Origin of the sequence: Actinomadura napierensis, assembly GCF_039529375.1 — a bacterium.
Lineage (GTDB): Bacteria > Actinomycetota > Actinomycetes > Streptosporangiales > Streptosporangiaceae > Spirillospora > Spirillospora napierensis.
In genome coordinates this window covers 1-13,185 of sequence record NZ_BAAAMR010000176.1, presented here as the reverse complement: position 1 = coordinate 13,185, position 13,185 = coordinate 1, and the positions used below count along the sequence as shown (strand labels likewise).

Sequence of the window (13,185 nt, the reverse complement as noted above, 5' to 3'; positions counted from 1 at the left end):
ACGGCGCCGCCCGCGACGCCGGCGACGAGCAGCAGCGGCCGCCTGCTCCGGCGCGTGGCGGCGCGCGGGACGGGCGGCGGCGCGGCGGACGGCCGCATGATCCGGGCGATCTCGGTGTCGCGGCTCCGGTGGTGCGCCTCGGCGGCCAGTTCGTCCAGCGCCGCGGGCTTGAGGGCCCGGAACGCGGTGTCGGTGTCGTTCATCTTCTCTCCGGGGGTCATCGGGCCGCCTTCCCGGCGGCGGAGGCGGGTGCCGGACGGGGCGGGCGGACCGGTTCGGCGTTCCCGCCCGCGTCGCCCGCCCCGTCCAGGGCGCGGGCGAGGCGCTTGCGGGCGCGGTGCAGCCGGACGGCGAACGCCGGGACCGAGCACCGCATCACCCGGGCGGCCTGCCGGGCGTCCAGGCCGTGCCAGTTCACGAGGGCGAGCGCTTCGAGGTCGCGTTCGGGCAGCGCGGCGATGGCCGCGAGCGCCGTCTCGCGCTCCACGACGTGCTCGGCCACGTCCCAGGCGGCGAGGTCGAGGGGCGTGGTGAGCGCTCTGATCCGCTCGGCGAGGTCGCGGCCCCGGCGGCCCCTGTCGCGCTGCTTGTGCAGCAGGTTGCGGGCCACCGTGAGCAGCCACGGCAGCGCCGGGTCGCGCACCTCGTCCAGCCGCCGCCAGGCGATCAGGAACGTCTCGCCCGCGATGTCCTCGGCGGTGTGCGGCTCGGCGTGCGTCAGCGCGTACGCCAGGACGCGCCGGTGGTTCTCGTCGTAAAGCCGGGTGAACCGTGTTTCGGGATCGTCCACGAGCACTCCAGTCGGGGTCGGTCGTCGTGACGTAATCCCGGCCGGGCGGCCGTCTTTACAGGGGAAGTTCCGGAAAGATCAGGCGAGCCGGGCGAGGCGCTCGACGGCCTCGTCGATGACCTCGTCCTTCTTGCAGAACGCGAACCGGACGAAATGCGCGCCCGCCTCCGCGTGGTCGTAGAACACCTGCGTCGGGATCGCGACGACGCCCGCCTTCGCCGGCAGCGCGCGGGCCAGCTCCAGCCCGTCGGAGAAACCGAGCGGCCGGATGTCCGCCTGCACGAAATAGGTGCCCTGCGGCCGGTACGCGGTGAAGCCGGCCGCCTCCAGGCCGGTGACGAGCCGGTCCCGCTTAGACTGCAGCGACGCGCACAGGTCCGCCGCCCACGCGGTCTCGTTCGCCAGCGCGTACGCGGCGGCCCGCTGGTAGGGGGCGCTGGTCGCGTAGGTGAGGAACTGCTTGACGGTCTGGACGGCGCGGACGTACCGGGCGGGCGCGGTGACCCAGCCCGTCTTCCAGCCGGTCACCGAGAACGTCTTGCCCGCCGACGACACCGACACCGTCCGCTCCCGCATCCCGTCGAGGGTGGCGAGGGGGATGTGCTCGGTGCCGTCGAACGTCAGGTACTCGTACACCTCGTCGGTGATCGCGACCAGGTCGTGCTCCCGGCAGACGCCGGCGATGGCCTCCAGCTCGTCGCGGGTGAACACCGTCCCGGCGGGATTGTGCGGGGAGTTCACCAGGATCGCCTTGGTGCGCGGCCCGACGGCGGCGCGCAGCTCGTCCGGATCGAACGTGAAGCGCCCTTCCACGGGGCGCAGCATGACGGGCCTGCGGACGGCCCCGGCCAGCGCGATCACCGCGGCGTAGGAGTCGTAGTACGGCTCGAACACGATGACCTCGTCGCCCTGCCCGGTGAGCGCGAGCACGGACGCCGCGATGCCCTCCGTGGCGCCGACGGTCACGTACACCTCGGTCAGCGGGTCGTACGCCAGCCCGTACCGCTCCAGCCGCTGCGCCGCAACGGCCTCCCGCAGCTCCGGCAGCCCCGGTCCCGGCGGATACTGGTTGCCGCCGGACCGGATCGCCTCGACCGCGACGTCCAGCATGGCCCGCGGGCCGTCCTCGTCGGGGAAGCCCTGGCCCAGGTTGATCGATCCCGTGGCCGTGGCCAGCGCGGACATCTCCGCGAAGATCGTCTCGCCGAACTCCCGCATCCTCGGCACCAGAGGCTCAGTCACGGCACAAGCCTAAGGGGGCGTCAGATCCAGCCCATCTCCTCGGCGGCGCGGACGGCGGCGAAGCGGGAGGACTCGCCGAGCTTGCTCATCGCCGTGGACAGGTAGTTGCGGACGGTCCCCTCCGACAGGTGCAGCAGGGCGGCGATGCGGGCGGTCCCGGTGCCGGCGCCGGTGAGGCGGAGGATCTCGCGTTCGCGCTCGGTCAGCGGGTTGTCGCCGGCGGCCATGGCGGTCGCGGCGAGTTCGGCGTCCAGGTACCGGCCGCCCTCGTGGACCTTGCGGATCGCGGCGGCCAGCTCGTGCGTGGGCGCGTCCTTGGCGACGAAGCCCCGCACCCCGGCGGCCATGGCGCGGCGCAGGTAGCCGGGGCGGCCGAAGGTGGTGACGATGCAGACCGCGCAGCGGGCGCCGGCCGCGTCCAGCTCCTCGGCGACGGTGAGGCCGTCCCCGCCGGGCATCTCGATGTCGAGGACGGCGACGTCCGGATCGTGCTCGGCGACGGCCGGGGCCACCTCGTCGCCCCGGCCGACCTCCACGACGACGTCCAGGTCGGCCTCCAGGCCGAGGAGCGCGGCGACGGCGCCGCGGATGAGGTGCTCGTCGTCGGCGAGCAGGATCCGGATCACCTGCCGCTCCTCCCGGCGCCGGCCGCCGTCCCGGCACGGGCGGCGCGACCGGCCTCCGCGGCGAGCGCGCCCTTCGCGGGCGGGTGCGGTTGCTCCTCGTCGCCCGGGGCATCCGGTGCGTCCGGGCCGGGTCGCGGGAGCGGGACGACGGCGCGCAGCAGGAAGCCGTCGCGGCCGTGCCGGCCCGCGGTGATCTCACCGCCGACGACGGCGAGGCGCTCGGCGAGACCGGTCAGCCCCGCACCGCCGGTGTTCCCCGCGCCGCCGGTGCCCTCGCCGGTGTCCTCGCCGCCGCGGACGCCGTCGTTGCGCATCTCCAGGACCACGGAGCCACCGTACGGGGTGAGGGCGACGGCGCAGCGCCGGGCCTCGCTGTGCTTGATCACGTTGGTGGCGCCCTCCCGGATCACCCAGGCGAGCACCGCGCGGACCTCGGCCGGAAGCCCGTCCGGCACGTCCCCGGCGTCGCAGCGCACCCCGGCGGCCTCCAGCACCGCCCGCACCCCGGCCAGCTCGGCGTCCAGCTCGACGGCGCGGTAGCCGTGCACGGCGGCGCGCACCTCGCGGAGCGCGTCGCGGGCGGCGCGCTGCACGTCGGCCATCTCGGCGCCGGCCCGGGCCGGGTCGGCCTCCGCGAGCCGCAGGGCCAGCTCGCTCTTCACCGCGATCAGCGACAGGCTGTGGCCGAGCAGGTCGTGCAGGTCGCGGGAGAAGCGCAGCCGCTCCTCGGTGACGGCGAGCCGGGCGAGGGCCTCCCGCGCGGCGTGGGTCTCCTGGTGCAGGTCCCACATGCGGCGCTGGTACAGGTTGACGAACGCGACGAGACCGCACGTGCCGGTGTAGATCACGAGCATGAACGGGAACAGCCAGTACCAGGGCATGTCGCCGTCGGGGTAGAGGTGCCGGGAGGCGAGGCTGCCGTAGACCGCGCCGACCGCGCCGGTGCCGGCGCACAGCGCGACGATCCTGCGGCGGCTCATCGGCGACAGCACCACCGCCGACACCCAGAAGACGGGGACGACGGTGAACAGCGGGTGGGCGAACAGCATCAGGCTGAGCGCGGCGGTCACCGCGCCGCTGAGCACGATGTCCCGGCGGGACGCGCCGCCCGCCAGGCCCGCCCGGACGAGCCGCATGTAGAACCACGTCATCAGGGCGAGCCCCAGGACCGCCAGGACGATGACGGGGACGCCGATGCGGCCGTCGTCGTAGGCGGCGGCGACCCCGGCCAGGCCGGGCGCGATGAAGCCGAGGGCCGCGCACAGGAACGAGCGGTGCGTCACCCGGCGGTACCGCTCGAACCTGCGGGTGTCCTGCGCTTCCAGGTCCGCCGTGGTCGCGACCGTCATGTCCCGTTCCTCCCCTGCTCGACTGTAGCGGCGCCGAGCCGGGCGGCGAGGACGGCGCAGGAGGGCGGACCGTCCGCCGGGCCGTCCTGCATGGGCCCAGCCTCGCGGGGCGCGGGCCGCCGCCGGTAGAAGCGCCTGTCACCGGTTCGGGCGACGTCTGTCAGCCGTTCCGCATGACAGGTGTCACGCGGGCCCCTCCGGCGGCGCGCGGCCCGACCCCGCAGGTCAGCCGCGGTCAGCCCGCGATGGAGACCACGTGGCCGATGGACGGCAGGTCGCCGGCGAGGTCGAGCAGGGCCTTGGCGACGTCGTCGCGAGAGATGGTGAAGCCGCCGGGCACGCTGCGGTCGACGGCCTGGCGGTAGCGGCCCTTGCCCTCCTTGTCGGTGAGCCGGGGCGGGCGGACGATCGTCCAGTCGAGCCCGGAGTCGCGGACCTGGGCCTCGGCGACGCGCATGTCGGCGATTCCGTGCCGCAGGAGCCGTCCGAGGATGACCGGCTTGACGACGTACCGGGTGAACGGGTCGTCCCCCGGCATGGCCTCGATCGCGCCCATGCTGACCATGAGGAAACGGCCGGCGCCGGTCGCCCGCATGGCCGCGATGATGCTCCTGGAGCTGTCCCGGCAGACGGTGGTGGCGCCGAAGTCGCGCGGTCCCATCGCGCTGACGACGGCGTCGGCGCCCTTCACCGGCTCCTCGATCGCGGCGGGGTCCATGATGTCGGCCTGCACGACGTCGGCGCGTTCGCGCAGGTCGGCGGGCATCTTTCCGGGGTCGCGCACGACGGCGGTGACGTCGTGTCCCGCATCCAGCGCGCGGCGGACGAGCCGCGTCCCGATACCGCCGGTCGCCCCGAAGACCGTGAGCTTCATCGTCGATCCCTCCCTGAGGGGTGAGTGAGCATTTACTAACCACTAGAGTGGGTAAGGATTCACTAACTGTCAAGCGGAGGGCCGATGAGCGCGCGCGAACGGATCCTGGACGCCGCGGCGGACGTCATGCGCGAGCGCGGCGTCGCGGGCGCCACCACCAAGGAGATCGCGAAGGCCGCGGGCTACTCCGAGGCGCTGCTGTACAAGCACTTCCGCGACAAGGAGCAGCTGATGCTGAGCGTGCTGAAGGAGCGGATGCCGGCGTTCGCGGCCAGGGCCGTCCCCGGCGAGGCGACCGTGGAGGCCAACCTCGTCGCGGTCGTGCACGGCGGGCTCGCCTTCTACCGGCGCGCGTTCCCGATGATGGCGTCGATGGCCGCGCAGCCGGTGCTGCTGGCCGCGACGCGCACATCGCTGCGCCAGTACGGTGCCGGCCCGCACGAGCCGGTGCGGGCCCTCACCCGCTACCTGGACGCCGAGCGCGACCTCGGCCGGGTCGCGGCGGGCGCCGACACCGCCGCGGCCGCGGCGCTGCTGATGGGCGCGTGCTTCCAGCAGGGGTTCCTGCACTACTTCGCGGCGGCGCCGGACGCCCCGGACCTCCCGGAGTCGGCCGCCGCCGACCTCGTCCGCCCCCTGCTGCCGGCACTGCTCCCCTAGCGCGCCACGGCCGATCGCTCAGCGGCGGTCGCGGGCCCTGACGAAGTCGACGTCCTCGGGGTCGCGGCCCGGCCAGGTCAGCCGGGTCACCGCCGGCGGCGTCTCGGCGACGATCCGGCCGCGCGCGACGACATGGGACGGCCGGGTCTGCCGCCGGACGGCGTCGTACGGCGACGACGCGGGCAGCACGACCAGGTTCGCCGGGCGGCCCGGCGCGATCCCGTAGCCGTCCCCGAGGCCGAGCACCCGCGCGGCCCGGTCCGTCACCATCGCGAACGCCTCGCCGATCTCGGCGGCGCCGGTGAGCTGCGCGGCGGCGACGCCGACCAGCGCGACCTGCAGCGACGACGCCGTCCCGAGCGGGAACCACGGGTCCATGACGTCGTCGTGCCCGAACGCCACGTTCACCCCGGCGGCGAGCATCTCCTTGACCTGGGTGAGGCCGCGCCGCTTCGGGTAGGCATCGAACCGTCCCTGCAGGCACAGGTTGGCGAGCGGGTTGCAGACCAGGTTGATGCCCGAGCGGGCCAGGATCCGCTGGAGCTTGTAGGAATAGGCGCCGTTGTAGGAGCCCATCGCGGTGGTGTGGGACGCGGTGGCGCGGTCGCGGAGCCCGCCGCGCCGCGCGAGGGTGGCGAGCACCTCCACGAACCGGGACTGCTCGTCGTCGATCTCGTCGCAGTGCGCGTCCAGCAGCAGCCCGTACCGCTGCGCGATGTCGAAGGCGACCTCCAGGGAGCGGACGCCGTCCTCCCGGGTGTCCTCGAAGTGCGGGATCGCGCCGACGGCGTCGACGCCGCGCCGGGCCGCCTCCTCCAGCAGCTCGGGCCCGTCCTCGAAAGAGCAGATGCCCTCCTGGGGGAACGCGACGAGCTGGAGCCCGATGACGTCCTTCACCCGCTCGCGGACCTCGATCATCGCGTCGAGCGCGACGAGCCCCGGGTCGGTGACGTCCACATGGCTGCGGACGTGCAGGACGCCGTTCGCCGCGTACCAGCGCAGCACCTCGGTCGCGCGGGAGACGACGTCTTCGCGGGTCAGGGTCGTCTTGCGCTCGCTCCACACCGCGATCCCCTCCCACAGGGACCCCGACGCGTTCCAGCGCGGCTCCCCGGCGGTGAGCGTGGTGTCGAGGTGGACGTGGGGTTCCACGAACGGCGGGCTCACCAGGCCGCCCGCAGCGTCCGCCAGGACGTCCCCGGCGAGCTCGCCCGCCGGCGCGACGCGTCCGAACCGGTCGCCGTCGATCTCGATGTCGTGCAGGCCGTCCCGCCCGGTCAGCAGGGCGTTCGTCACGAGCTTCACGCGGGGCTCCCTTCCCACGCCCGGCCGCGCCGGGCCGACAGAGCGAAGTACAGGACGCCGGCGGCGAGCGCGCCGGCCAGCCAGGACAGGCCGATGCCGGCGTGCGCGCCCGCCGCCGGCCCTTGCAGCGCCTTCGGAACGCCGTACTGGAACGCCCACGTCGCCGCGGCGAACACCCCCACGCCGTAGGAGATCGCCTTGCAGGACACGTGCCAGTCGACGGTCTGCGCGCACAGCGAGCAGCTGTAGACGTTCAGGATGTTCGTGGCGATTGGCCCGTGCACGACCAGCAGCAGCACCGGGATCGCGAGCGCGCCGAACGAGTCCACGATCAGCCTGCCGGGGTCGGTGGTGGCGCTCACCGTCGCCAGCGACGCGCCGAGCACGCCGAGCCACACCACCGGCAGGAACTGACCGAGGACGCTCGCGCCGTACAGCCGGCGGCGCGGCACCTCGCGGGGCACGAACCGCGAGTAGTCGGATGCGTAGGCGAACCAGGTGACGCCCCAGCCGACCCCGATCGCCGTCATCACGGTGGTCATGGCCGACAGCCGGTCGGCGCCGGTGAGGCCCTGGCCCTTGTGGTCCCAGTGCACGCCGGTCTTCGTCCACGCGACGACGGTCATCGCGGCGAGCACGGCCAGCGTGACGGGAACGGTCCGCTTCTCGAACGCAGCAATCGCGTGGAACCCGGACGCGGCGATCCACACCTGCAGCCCCATGATCACCAGCATTACGACGATCTTCAGCGCGGTCCCGCCGTGCAGCCCGACCTGGCCGAGCAGCGCCATCACCAGGTCCAGCACGATCCAGGTGTTGACCGCGCACCAGCCCGCCGACATCACGCCCTGTAGCGCCGCCGGCAGGTACGCGCCGCGCCACCCGAACGCCGACCTGGCGAGGACCATCTGGGTGACGCCGGTCCGCCGCCCCATCAGCACGAACAGCCCGAACACCGCCATCCCGACGAGGTTCCCGGCGACCAGCACGCCGACCGTGTCGGCCAGGCTCAGCCCGAGCTTGATCCCGAGCGCGCCGAGCACCCAGTTGATCGGCGCGATGTTGCCGCCCGACCAGATCCAGAACTGGTTCGCCGCGGTCGACTCGCGGCCCTCGCGCGGAACGGGATCAAGGGAGTGCGCGGCGGCCGTTGAACTGGACACAAGCGACGACCCTACTGGTCAGGCCGGCCCGGTCCGCCACCCGGTGCGGGGGCGCCGGCTAGGGCGTCAGCTCGTTCAGGCGGGTCTTGACGATCTTGCCCATCGCGTTGCGGGGCAGCGCGTCGACCAGGTGGACGACGCGGGGCCGCTTGTGCACCGACAGGCGTCCGGCGACGAAGTCGATCAGCTGGCCCTCCGTCACCCCGTCCGCCACGACGTAGGCGGTGACCTGCTCGCCGAGGTCGTCGTGCGGGGTGCCGGCGACGGCGGCCTCCCGCACCGCCGGGTGCGCGAGCAGCGCGTTCTCGACCTCGCCCGCGCCGATCCGGTAGCCGCCGCTCTTGATCAGGTCGGTGGACGCGCGGCCGACGATGCGGTGCCAGCCGTCCGGGCCGATCGTCGCGATGTCGCCCGTGCGGAACCAGCCGTCCGGCGTGAACGACTTCGCGGTCGCCTCGGGGCGGCCGAGGTAGCCCTTGAACGGATGCCGCGCGCGGACGTGCAGCTCGCCGGGCGTCTCCCCGTCGGCCGGGACCGGATCGCCGTTCTCGGCGGCGAGCCGCGTCTCGACGCCGGGCAGCGGGAGCCCGACGTAGCCGGGACGGCGTTCGCCGTCTGCACGCGCGCTGAGCGTGATCAAGGTTTCGGTCATGCCGTACCGCTCGACCGGCCGGTGGCCGGTGAGCGCCTCCAGCCGTTCGAAGGCCGGCACGGGAAGCGGCGCGCTCCCGGACACCAGCAGCCGCGCGGCCCGCATCGCCTCGGCCGACGCGGGATCGGCCGCCAGCCGCGACCACACCGTGGGGACGCCGAAGAACAGGCTTCCGCCGTCCCTGCCCGCCGCCTCCGCGTACGCCTCCGGCCTCGGACGCCCCGTGTGGACCAGCCGCGACCCGACCCGCAGCGGCCCGAGGACCCCGAGGATTAGGCCGTGCACGTGGAAAAGCGGCAGCCCGTGCACCAGGACGTCGTCCGGGGTCCACGCCCACGCCTCGGCCAGCGCGTCCAGACCGGCGGCGATCGCGGCCCGCGAGATCATCACGCCCTTCGGTGCGCCGGTCGTCCCGCTGGTGTAGAGGATCAGCGCGGTCGCGTCGGGGTCGGCCCCGGCGGAGGCTGGGGCCGGGGGGCTTCCGGCGGGCAGCCGGTCGACCGGGACCACCGGCGGGCCGTCCTCGTGCCCGGTCTCGGCGTCGGCGGCGGCCAGCAGCAGCGCCGCGCCGGAGTCGTTCAGGATGTGGGCGCGCTCGTCGGGACCGGAGTCGGGCGGCAGCGGCACCACCGGGACACCCGCCATGATCCCGCCGACGACCGCGACCACCGTCTCCGCGCTCGCCGTGGCGTGCACCGCGACCGCGTCCGCGCCGCCGATCTCCGCGGCCACGGCGGACGCACGGGTCAGCAGCTCCTCGCGCGGCAGCTCGTGTCCGGCGATCCGCACCGCCCCGCCGGACTCGCCGGTCTCTCCGAGCAGATCCCTCACTGGCCCCTCCCCTGGTCCTGCCGTTCGTCCTGCTCGTCCAGCCAGGCGAGCACGGTGTCGGTGTGCTGGCCGAGCAGCGGCGGCGCGGTGTGCGCGCGCGGCTCGGCGCCGTCGAACCGCAGCGGCGGGCCGGGCAGCTCGATCGGGCCCAGGCTCGGATGGTCGACCTCGATCACCAGGCCCTGCGAGCGGGTCTGCTCCCAGGTGTACACCTCGTCGATCGACCGGATCGACCCCGCCGGCACCCCCGCGTCGCCCAGCCGCTCCAGCCACGCCTCCCGGGTGTCCCCCGCGAGGACGCGCTCGATGTCGGCCGTCAGCTCCGCGCGGTTGGCGGAACGGTCCGGGATCGTGGCGTACCGCGGGTCGTCCGCGTCGAGGCCGACGAGCGGCGCGAACCGGCGCCACAGGTTCTGGTTCGCGACCCCGATCTGGATCTGCCCGTCCTTGCAGCGGAACGTCCCGTACGGCGCGATCGTCGGATGGTCGTTGCCGACCGACTCGGGCACCTCCCCGGCGACGGTCCAGCGCGTCCCCTGGTACATGTGCGCGCCGACCACCGACGCCAGCAGCGACGTCCGGACGACCGTGCCGCGGCCCGTCCGCGTCCGCTCGTACAGCGCGGCCAGCACCCCGGACGTGGCGTTGCCCGCAGCGAGGATGTCCGCGATCGACAACCCCACCTTGCTCGGCGTCCCCGGCGGCCCGGTCACGCTCATGATCCCGGCCTCGCCCTGCATGATCGCGTCGTACCCGGGACGGCCGCCCTCCGGCCCGTCATGCCCGAACCCGGTGATCGACAGCACGATCAGCCGCGGGTTCAGCTCGTGCAGCCGCACCACCGGGAAGCCAAGCCGGTCGAGCACCCCGGTCCGGAAGTTCTCGACCAGCACATCGGCGTGCCGCACGAGGCGTTCCAGAATGCCCTTCCCCTCGTCCGACTTCAGATCGAGGGTGATCGACTCCTTGTTCCGGTTGATCGACAGGTAGTACGTGCTGACCTGGTCCGCGCCCGCGAACGGCGGGCCCCAGCCGCGCGTCTCGTCGCCCGTCCCGGGCTGCTCCACCTTGATCACCCGCGCGCCGAGGTCGGCGAGCGCCATCGTGGCCTGCGGTCCGGCGACCACGCGGCTGAGGTCGACGATCACGACGCCTTCGAGAGGTCCGGGCAAGGACGTCCTCCTTCGGGGGGCGGGCACCTGGAAGTATGCCGTCCGTGCCGTCGCCGCCCCGGACCTACCCCGCGCTCGCCGCGCGGCTGCTCGCGCTGCCCCCGTCGTGCGGCCCCGCGCGCCTCGTCGCGATCGACGGCCCGAGCGGTGCCGGCAAGTCGACCTTCGCGGACCGCCTCGCGGGTGTCCTGGTCGGCGCGCCGGTGATCCGCTCCGACGACTTCCGCGTCCCCTGGGACGCCGACCCGCTCACCTGGTGGGAACCGCTCCGCCGCACCGTCCTCGACCCGCTCTGCGCCGGACGCCCCGCGGTGCTGCGCCGCTACGACTGGCACCACGACCTGTACGGCCCGCCGGAGGAGATCCCGCCCCCGCCGGTGCTCATCATCGAGGGCGTCGGCGCGTCCTGGGCGAAGTCGCCCGCCGCGTACCGCATCTGGATCGACGCCCCGCGCGAGTTGCGTCGCGCCCGCGCCCTCGACCGCGACGGCCCCGAACACGCCGACGCCTGGGACCGCTGGTCCGCCCGCGAATCCGCCCTGTTCGCCGCCGACGGGACAAGACACCGCGCCGACCTGGTCGTCGACGGCGGCGCATCCTTCACACCGCACCGTTTCCGCTGACCGCGCCCGACGTCCATTCGACGTCCTCTTTTGGATGTGTTCTGTTCCCAAATTGGAAGGGCTTGGTGCTGGCAGGAGGGGATGACCCAAAGGGTGTTCGGCTGTTAGTGGGAAGTGTGTTCGTGTGGTGGGGTGGCGCTGGCGTACGGGGCCGGCTCCGCCTGCCCCGCCCCGGTCGCGCCACCCCACCACCCCCTTCCGTACGCGTGTTCACAAACCCCCACAAAGCGACAATCGACACCTTTCTCCAGGGCACCGAAATAAAGGGGCCGTCGAGCCGACTTTTGTCGGTCACGTAGGGTATGCTTTACCTATGCAATCAGTGACGGTCGACCTTGAGGCCGCGTCCATCATGCAATTGGTGGAGGCGGTCTCGGCGATCGCCGCTGAACTCGCCCAGCGAGAAGCTCCCGAATCGGCGGCCGTGTGCCTGGAACTCACCGAAGATCTGGCTGCTGCGGCCGATATGCAGGAAAGCGCGCTGGCCGGTTTCATCCGCCGCGTCGATGCCGCTGGGGAGCAGAAGCGGTGGGGGTTCCCGTCGACGCGGGCGTGGTTGCGGTCGCGGTTGGGGATGCGGGAGAACCGCACCACCGAACGCCTCATCCTCGCCCGCCAGCGGCACCGCCTTCCCCAGGTCGCGGAACGGTTGGCGGCCGGGGAGTTGTCGTATGGGTATGCGGCCACGGTCGCGCAGAGTGTGGCGCGGCTGGAAGACACCGACTGCACCGGGGCCGAGACCACGCTGCTGAGCTTCGTCGACCAAGGCTTCTCGGCCGCGAAGGTGGCGGTGTTCGGCCGCCGCATCTGCGACGTCATCGCCGAACGCGACGGCACCGAAACCGCCCCCGGCCAGGACGTCAAGCGCGGGTACGCCAAATCCTGGATCACCAGCACCGGGTCCCTCGACGGCGGCCGCTACATCAAGGGCTGGCTGAACGCCGAAGACGCCGCCATCTGGGACGGGACCCTGGCCCCGTTGGCCAAGCCGGCCGGGCCCGATGACCACCGTGACGTAGGAGAGCGGACGGCGGCTGCGTTGTCGAGTGTGCTGTCGGGTGGGCACAAGGCGACCAAGGTCACCGTGATCTGTGACCTGGAGACCCTGACCGGCGGCAATGCTCCGGCTCGCCTCACCGACGGGACGCCGATCCCCGCCGCCCAGGCCCGCCGCATCGCCCTGTCGGCCGGTGTGTCCCCGCTCCTGCTGGGGCGGGGACACACGCCCCTGTATCTCGGGTACCGGGAGCGGTTCGCCAGCACCGCCCAACGGCAGGTCCTGGAGACGCTGTATCCGACCTGCGCGGTACGGGAATGCGAGATCCCCGGGACGTTGTGCGAGGTCGACCACGTCAACGGCTGGGCCCTGGGCAACAGTCCAACGGATATCGATCAACTCGCGCTGACCTGCGGGTGGCACAACCGCTTCAAACACACCAGCCCCCACCAGATCGGGATCACCAAAGACCCCGACGGGCAGTACGTCTACCGGCTGCTCCCACCACCGGGTGCCCGATCAAGAACCCGGACGGGTAGCGGGCCACCGGGGTCGATCGGCCCACCCGACACCACCGCCAACTGGGCCGCATAACCACCCCACCTTCCACGCCACCGGTTCGCCCGAATCCAATCCGGATCTCGGGCGAACCGGCATGCCCACATCACCCCGGCACTCCACTGCACCACTGGCACCGGCACCGGCCACCCCCTCAACGAGGCCGGAACGCACCCGTACCCGCAAACTCCACTCCCCGCCATCGTCAACCCCTTCATCTCGGCCGATTCTTCGCCCGCTGGTTCGGGGGGTGGGGTGGCGCGACGGGGGCGGGGCAGGCGGAGCCTGCCCCTTGAGCGCTGCCTCAGGGGCCGCAGAGGCTCCAAAGTCAAGGGTGGACGAA

General features: G+C 73.2%; 13 protein-coding genes. 3 read left to right on the top strand and 10 right to left on the bottom strand.

The features are described from left to right. From ABD296_RS46695 to ABD296_RS46670, 6 genes are all read right to left on the bottom strand, one after another. Nucleotides 1–221, bottom strand: a 221-nt coding sequence (locus ABD296_RS46695; RefSeq protein ID WP_344283999.1) for a hypothetical protein, incomplete at its 3' end; no start/stop codon positions are given. Beyond that, nucleotides 218–790, bottom strand: coding sequence for an RNA polymerase sigma factor (locus ABD296_RS46690; RefSeq protein WP_344283996.1), 573 nt, complete (start codon nucleotides 788–790; stop codon nucleotides 218–220). The genes ABD296_RS46695 and ABD296_RS46690, both read right to left, overlap by 4 nt. Before the next feature lie 78 nt (nucleotides 791–868). Further along, nucleotides 869–2,032, bottom strand: coding sequence for a pyridoxal phosphate-dependent aminotransferase (locus tag ABD296_RS46685; RefSeq protein ID WP_344283993.1), 1,164 nt, complete (start codon nucleotides 2,030–2,032; stop codon nucleotides 869–871). Between the two features lie 20 nt (nucleotides 2,033–2,052). Beyond that, entirely contained in the window at nucleotides 2,053–2,658 is a 606-nt protein-coding gene (locus ABD296_RS46680; RefSeq protein WP_344283990.1) for a response regulator transcription factor, read from the bottom strand. Then, complete coding sequence (locus ABD296_RS46675) at nucleotides 2,655–4,007, bottom strand: sensor histidine kinase (protein ID WP_344283987.1); 1,353 nt, start codon at nucleotides 4,005–4,007, stop codon at nucleotides 2,655–2,657. Before ABD296_RS46675 ends, ABD296_RS46680 begins: the two co-directional genes overlap by 4 nt. Before the next feature lie 235 nt (nucleotides 4,008–4,242). Continuing rightward, nucleotides 4,243–4,881 carry an NAD(P)-dependent oxidoreductase gene (locus ABD296_RS46670; protein ID WP_344283985.1) on the bottom strand — a complete coding sequence of 213 codons (639 nt, stop codon included), beginning with the start codon at nucleotides 4,879–4,881 and terminating at the stop codon, nucleotides 4,243–4,245. An 84-nt stretch (nucleotides 4,882–4,965) separates the two neighbouring features. Here ABD296_RS46670 and ABD296_RS46665 point away from each other — a divergent pair, with 84 nt between their 5' ends. Then, complete coding sequence (locus ABD296_RS46665; RefSeq protein ID WP_344283981.1) at nucleotides 4,966–5,541, top strand: TetR/AcrR family transcriptional regulator; 576 nt, start codon at nucleotides 4,966–4,968, stop codon at nucleotides 5,539–5,541. Between the two features lie 18 nt (nucleotides 5,542–5,559). Here ABD296_RS46665 and codA read toward each other — a convergent pair whose 3' ends face one another. The 4 genes from codA to ABD296_RS46645 are packed head-to-tail and all read right to left on the bottom strand — an operon-like array spanning nucleotide 5,560 to nucleotide 10,664. Then, complete coding sequence (gene codA / locus ABD296_RS46660) at nucleotides 5,560–6,846, bottom strand: cytosine deaminase (RefSeq protein WP_344283978.1); 1,287 nt, start codon at nucleotides 6,844–6,846, stop codon at nucleotides 5,560–5,562. After that, entirely contained in the window at nucleotides 6,843–8,009 is a 1,167-nt protein-coding gene (locus tag ABD296_RS46655) for a cytosine permease (RefSeq protein WP_344283975.1), read from the bottom strand. The genes codA and ABD296_RS46655 overlap by 4 nt, the downstream gene beginning before the upstream one ends. Before the next feature lie 58 nt (nucleotides 8,010–8,067). Then, on the bottom strand, nucleotides 8,068–9,492 hold the full coding sequence (locus ABD296_RS46650; RefSeq protein ID WP_344283972.1) for an acyl-CoA synthetase: 1,425 nt from the start codon (nucleotides 9,490–9,492) through the stop codon (nucleotides 8,068–8,070). After that, nucleotides 9,489–10,664 (bottom strand): CaiB/BaiF CoA transferase family protein, encoded by a 1,176-nt coding sequence (locus ABD296_RS46645; protein WP_344283969.1) that lies wholly within the window; start codon nucleotides 10,662–10,664, stop codon nucleotides 9,489–9,491. Before ABD296_RS46645 ends, ABD296_RS46650 begins: the two co-directional genes overlap by 4 nt. A gap of 35 nt (nucleotides 10,665–10,699) precedes the next feature. Between ABD296_RS46645 and ABD296_RS46640 the strand changes: the two genes are divergently transcribed. Both ABD296_RS46640 and ABD296_RS46635 read left to right on the top strand, forming a co-directional pair. Further along, nucleotides 10,700–11,287: a uridine kinase family protein gene (locus ABD296_RS46640; RefSeq protein WP_344283966.1), complete on the top strand. Its 588-nt coding sequence runs from the start codon at nucleotides 10,700–10,702 to the stop codon at nucleotides 11,285–11,287. 313 nt (nucleotides 11,288–11,600) lie between these two features. After that, nucleotides 11,601–12,878 carry an HNH endonuclease signature motif containing protein gene (locus tag ABD296_RS46635; protein WP_344283963.1) on the top strand — a complete coding sequence of 426 codons (1,278 nt, stop codon included), beginning with the start codon at nucleotides 11,601–11,603 and terminating at the stop codon, nucleotides 12,876–12,878. Nucleotides 12,879–13,185: the final 307 nt, after the last annotated feature.

Coding starts and splice junctions, on each gene's coding strand:
- ABD296_RS46675 (WP_344283987.1), bottom strand. CDS start 4,007: ATGACGGTCGCGACCACGGCGGACCTGGAAGCGCAGGACACCCGCAGG.
- ABD296_RS46670 (WP_344283985.1), bottom strand. CDS start 4,881: ATGAAGCTCACGGTCTTCGGGGCGACCGGCGGTATCGGGACGCGGCTC.
- ABD296_RS46665 (WP_344283981.1), top strand. CDS start 4,966: ATGAGCGCGCGCGAACGGATCCTGGACGCCGCGGCGGACGTCATGCGC.
- ABD296_RS46640 (WP_344283966.1), top strand. CDS start 10,700: ATGCCGTCCGTGCCGTCGCCGCCCCGGACCTACCCCGCGCTCGCCGCG.
- ABD296_RS46635 (WP_344283963.1), top strand. CDS start 11,601: ATGCAATCAGTGACGGTCGACCTTGAGGCCGCGTCCATCATGCAATTG.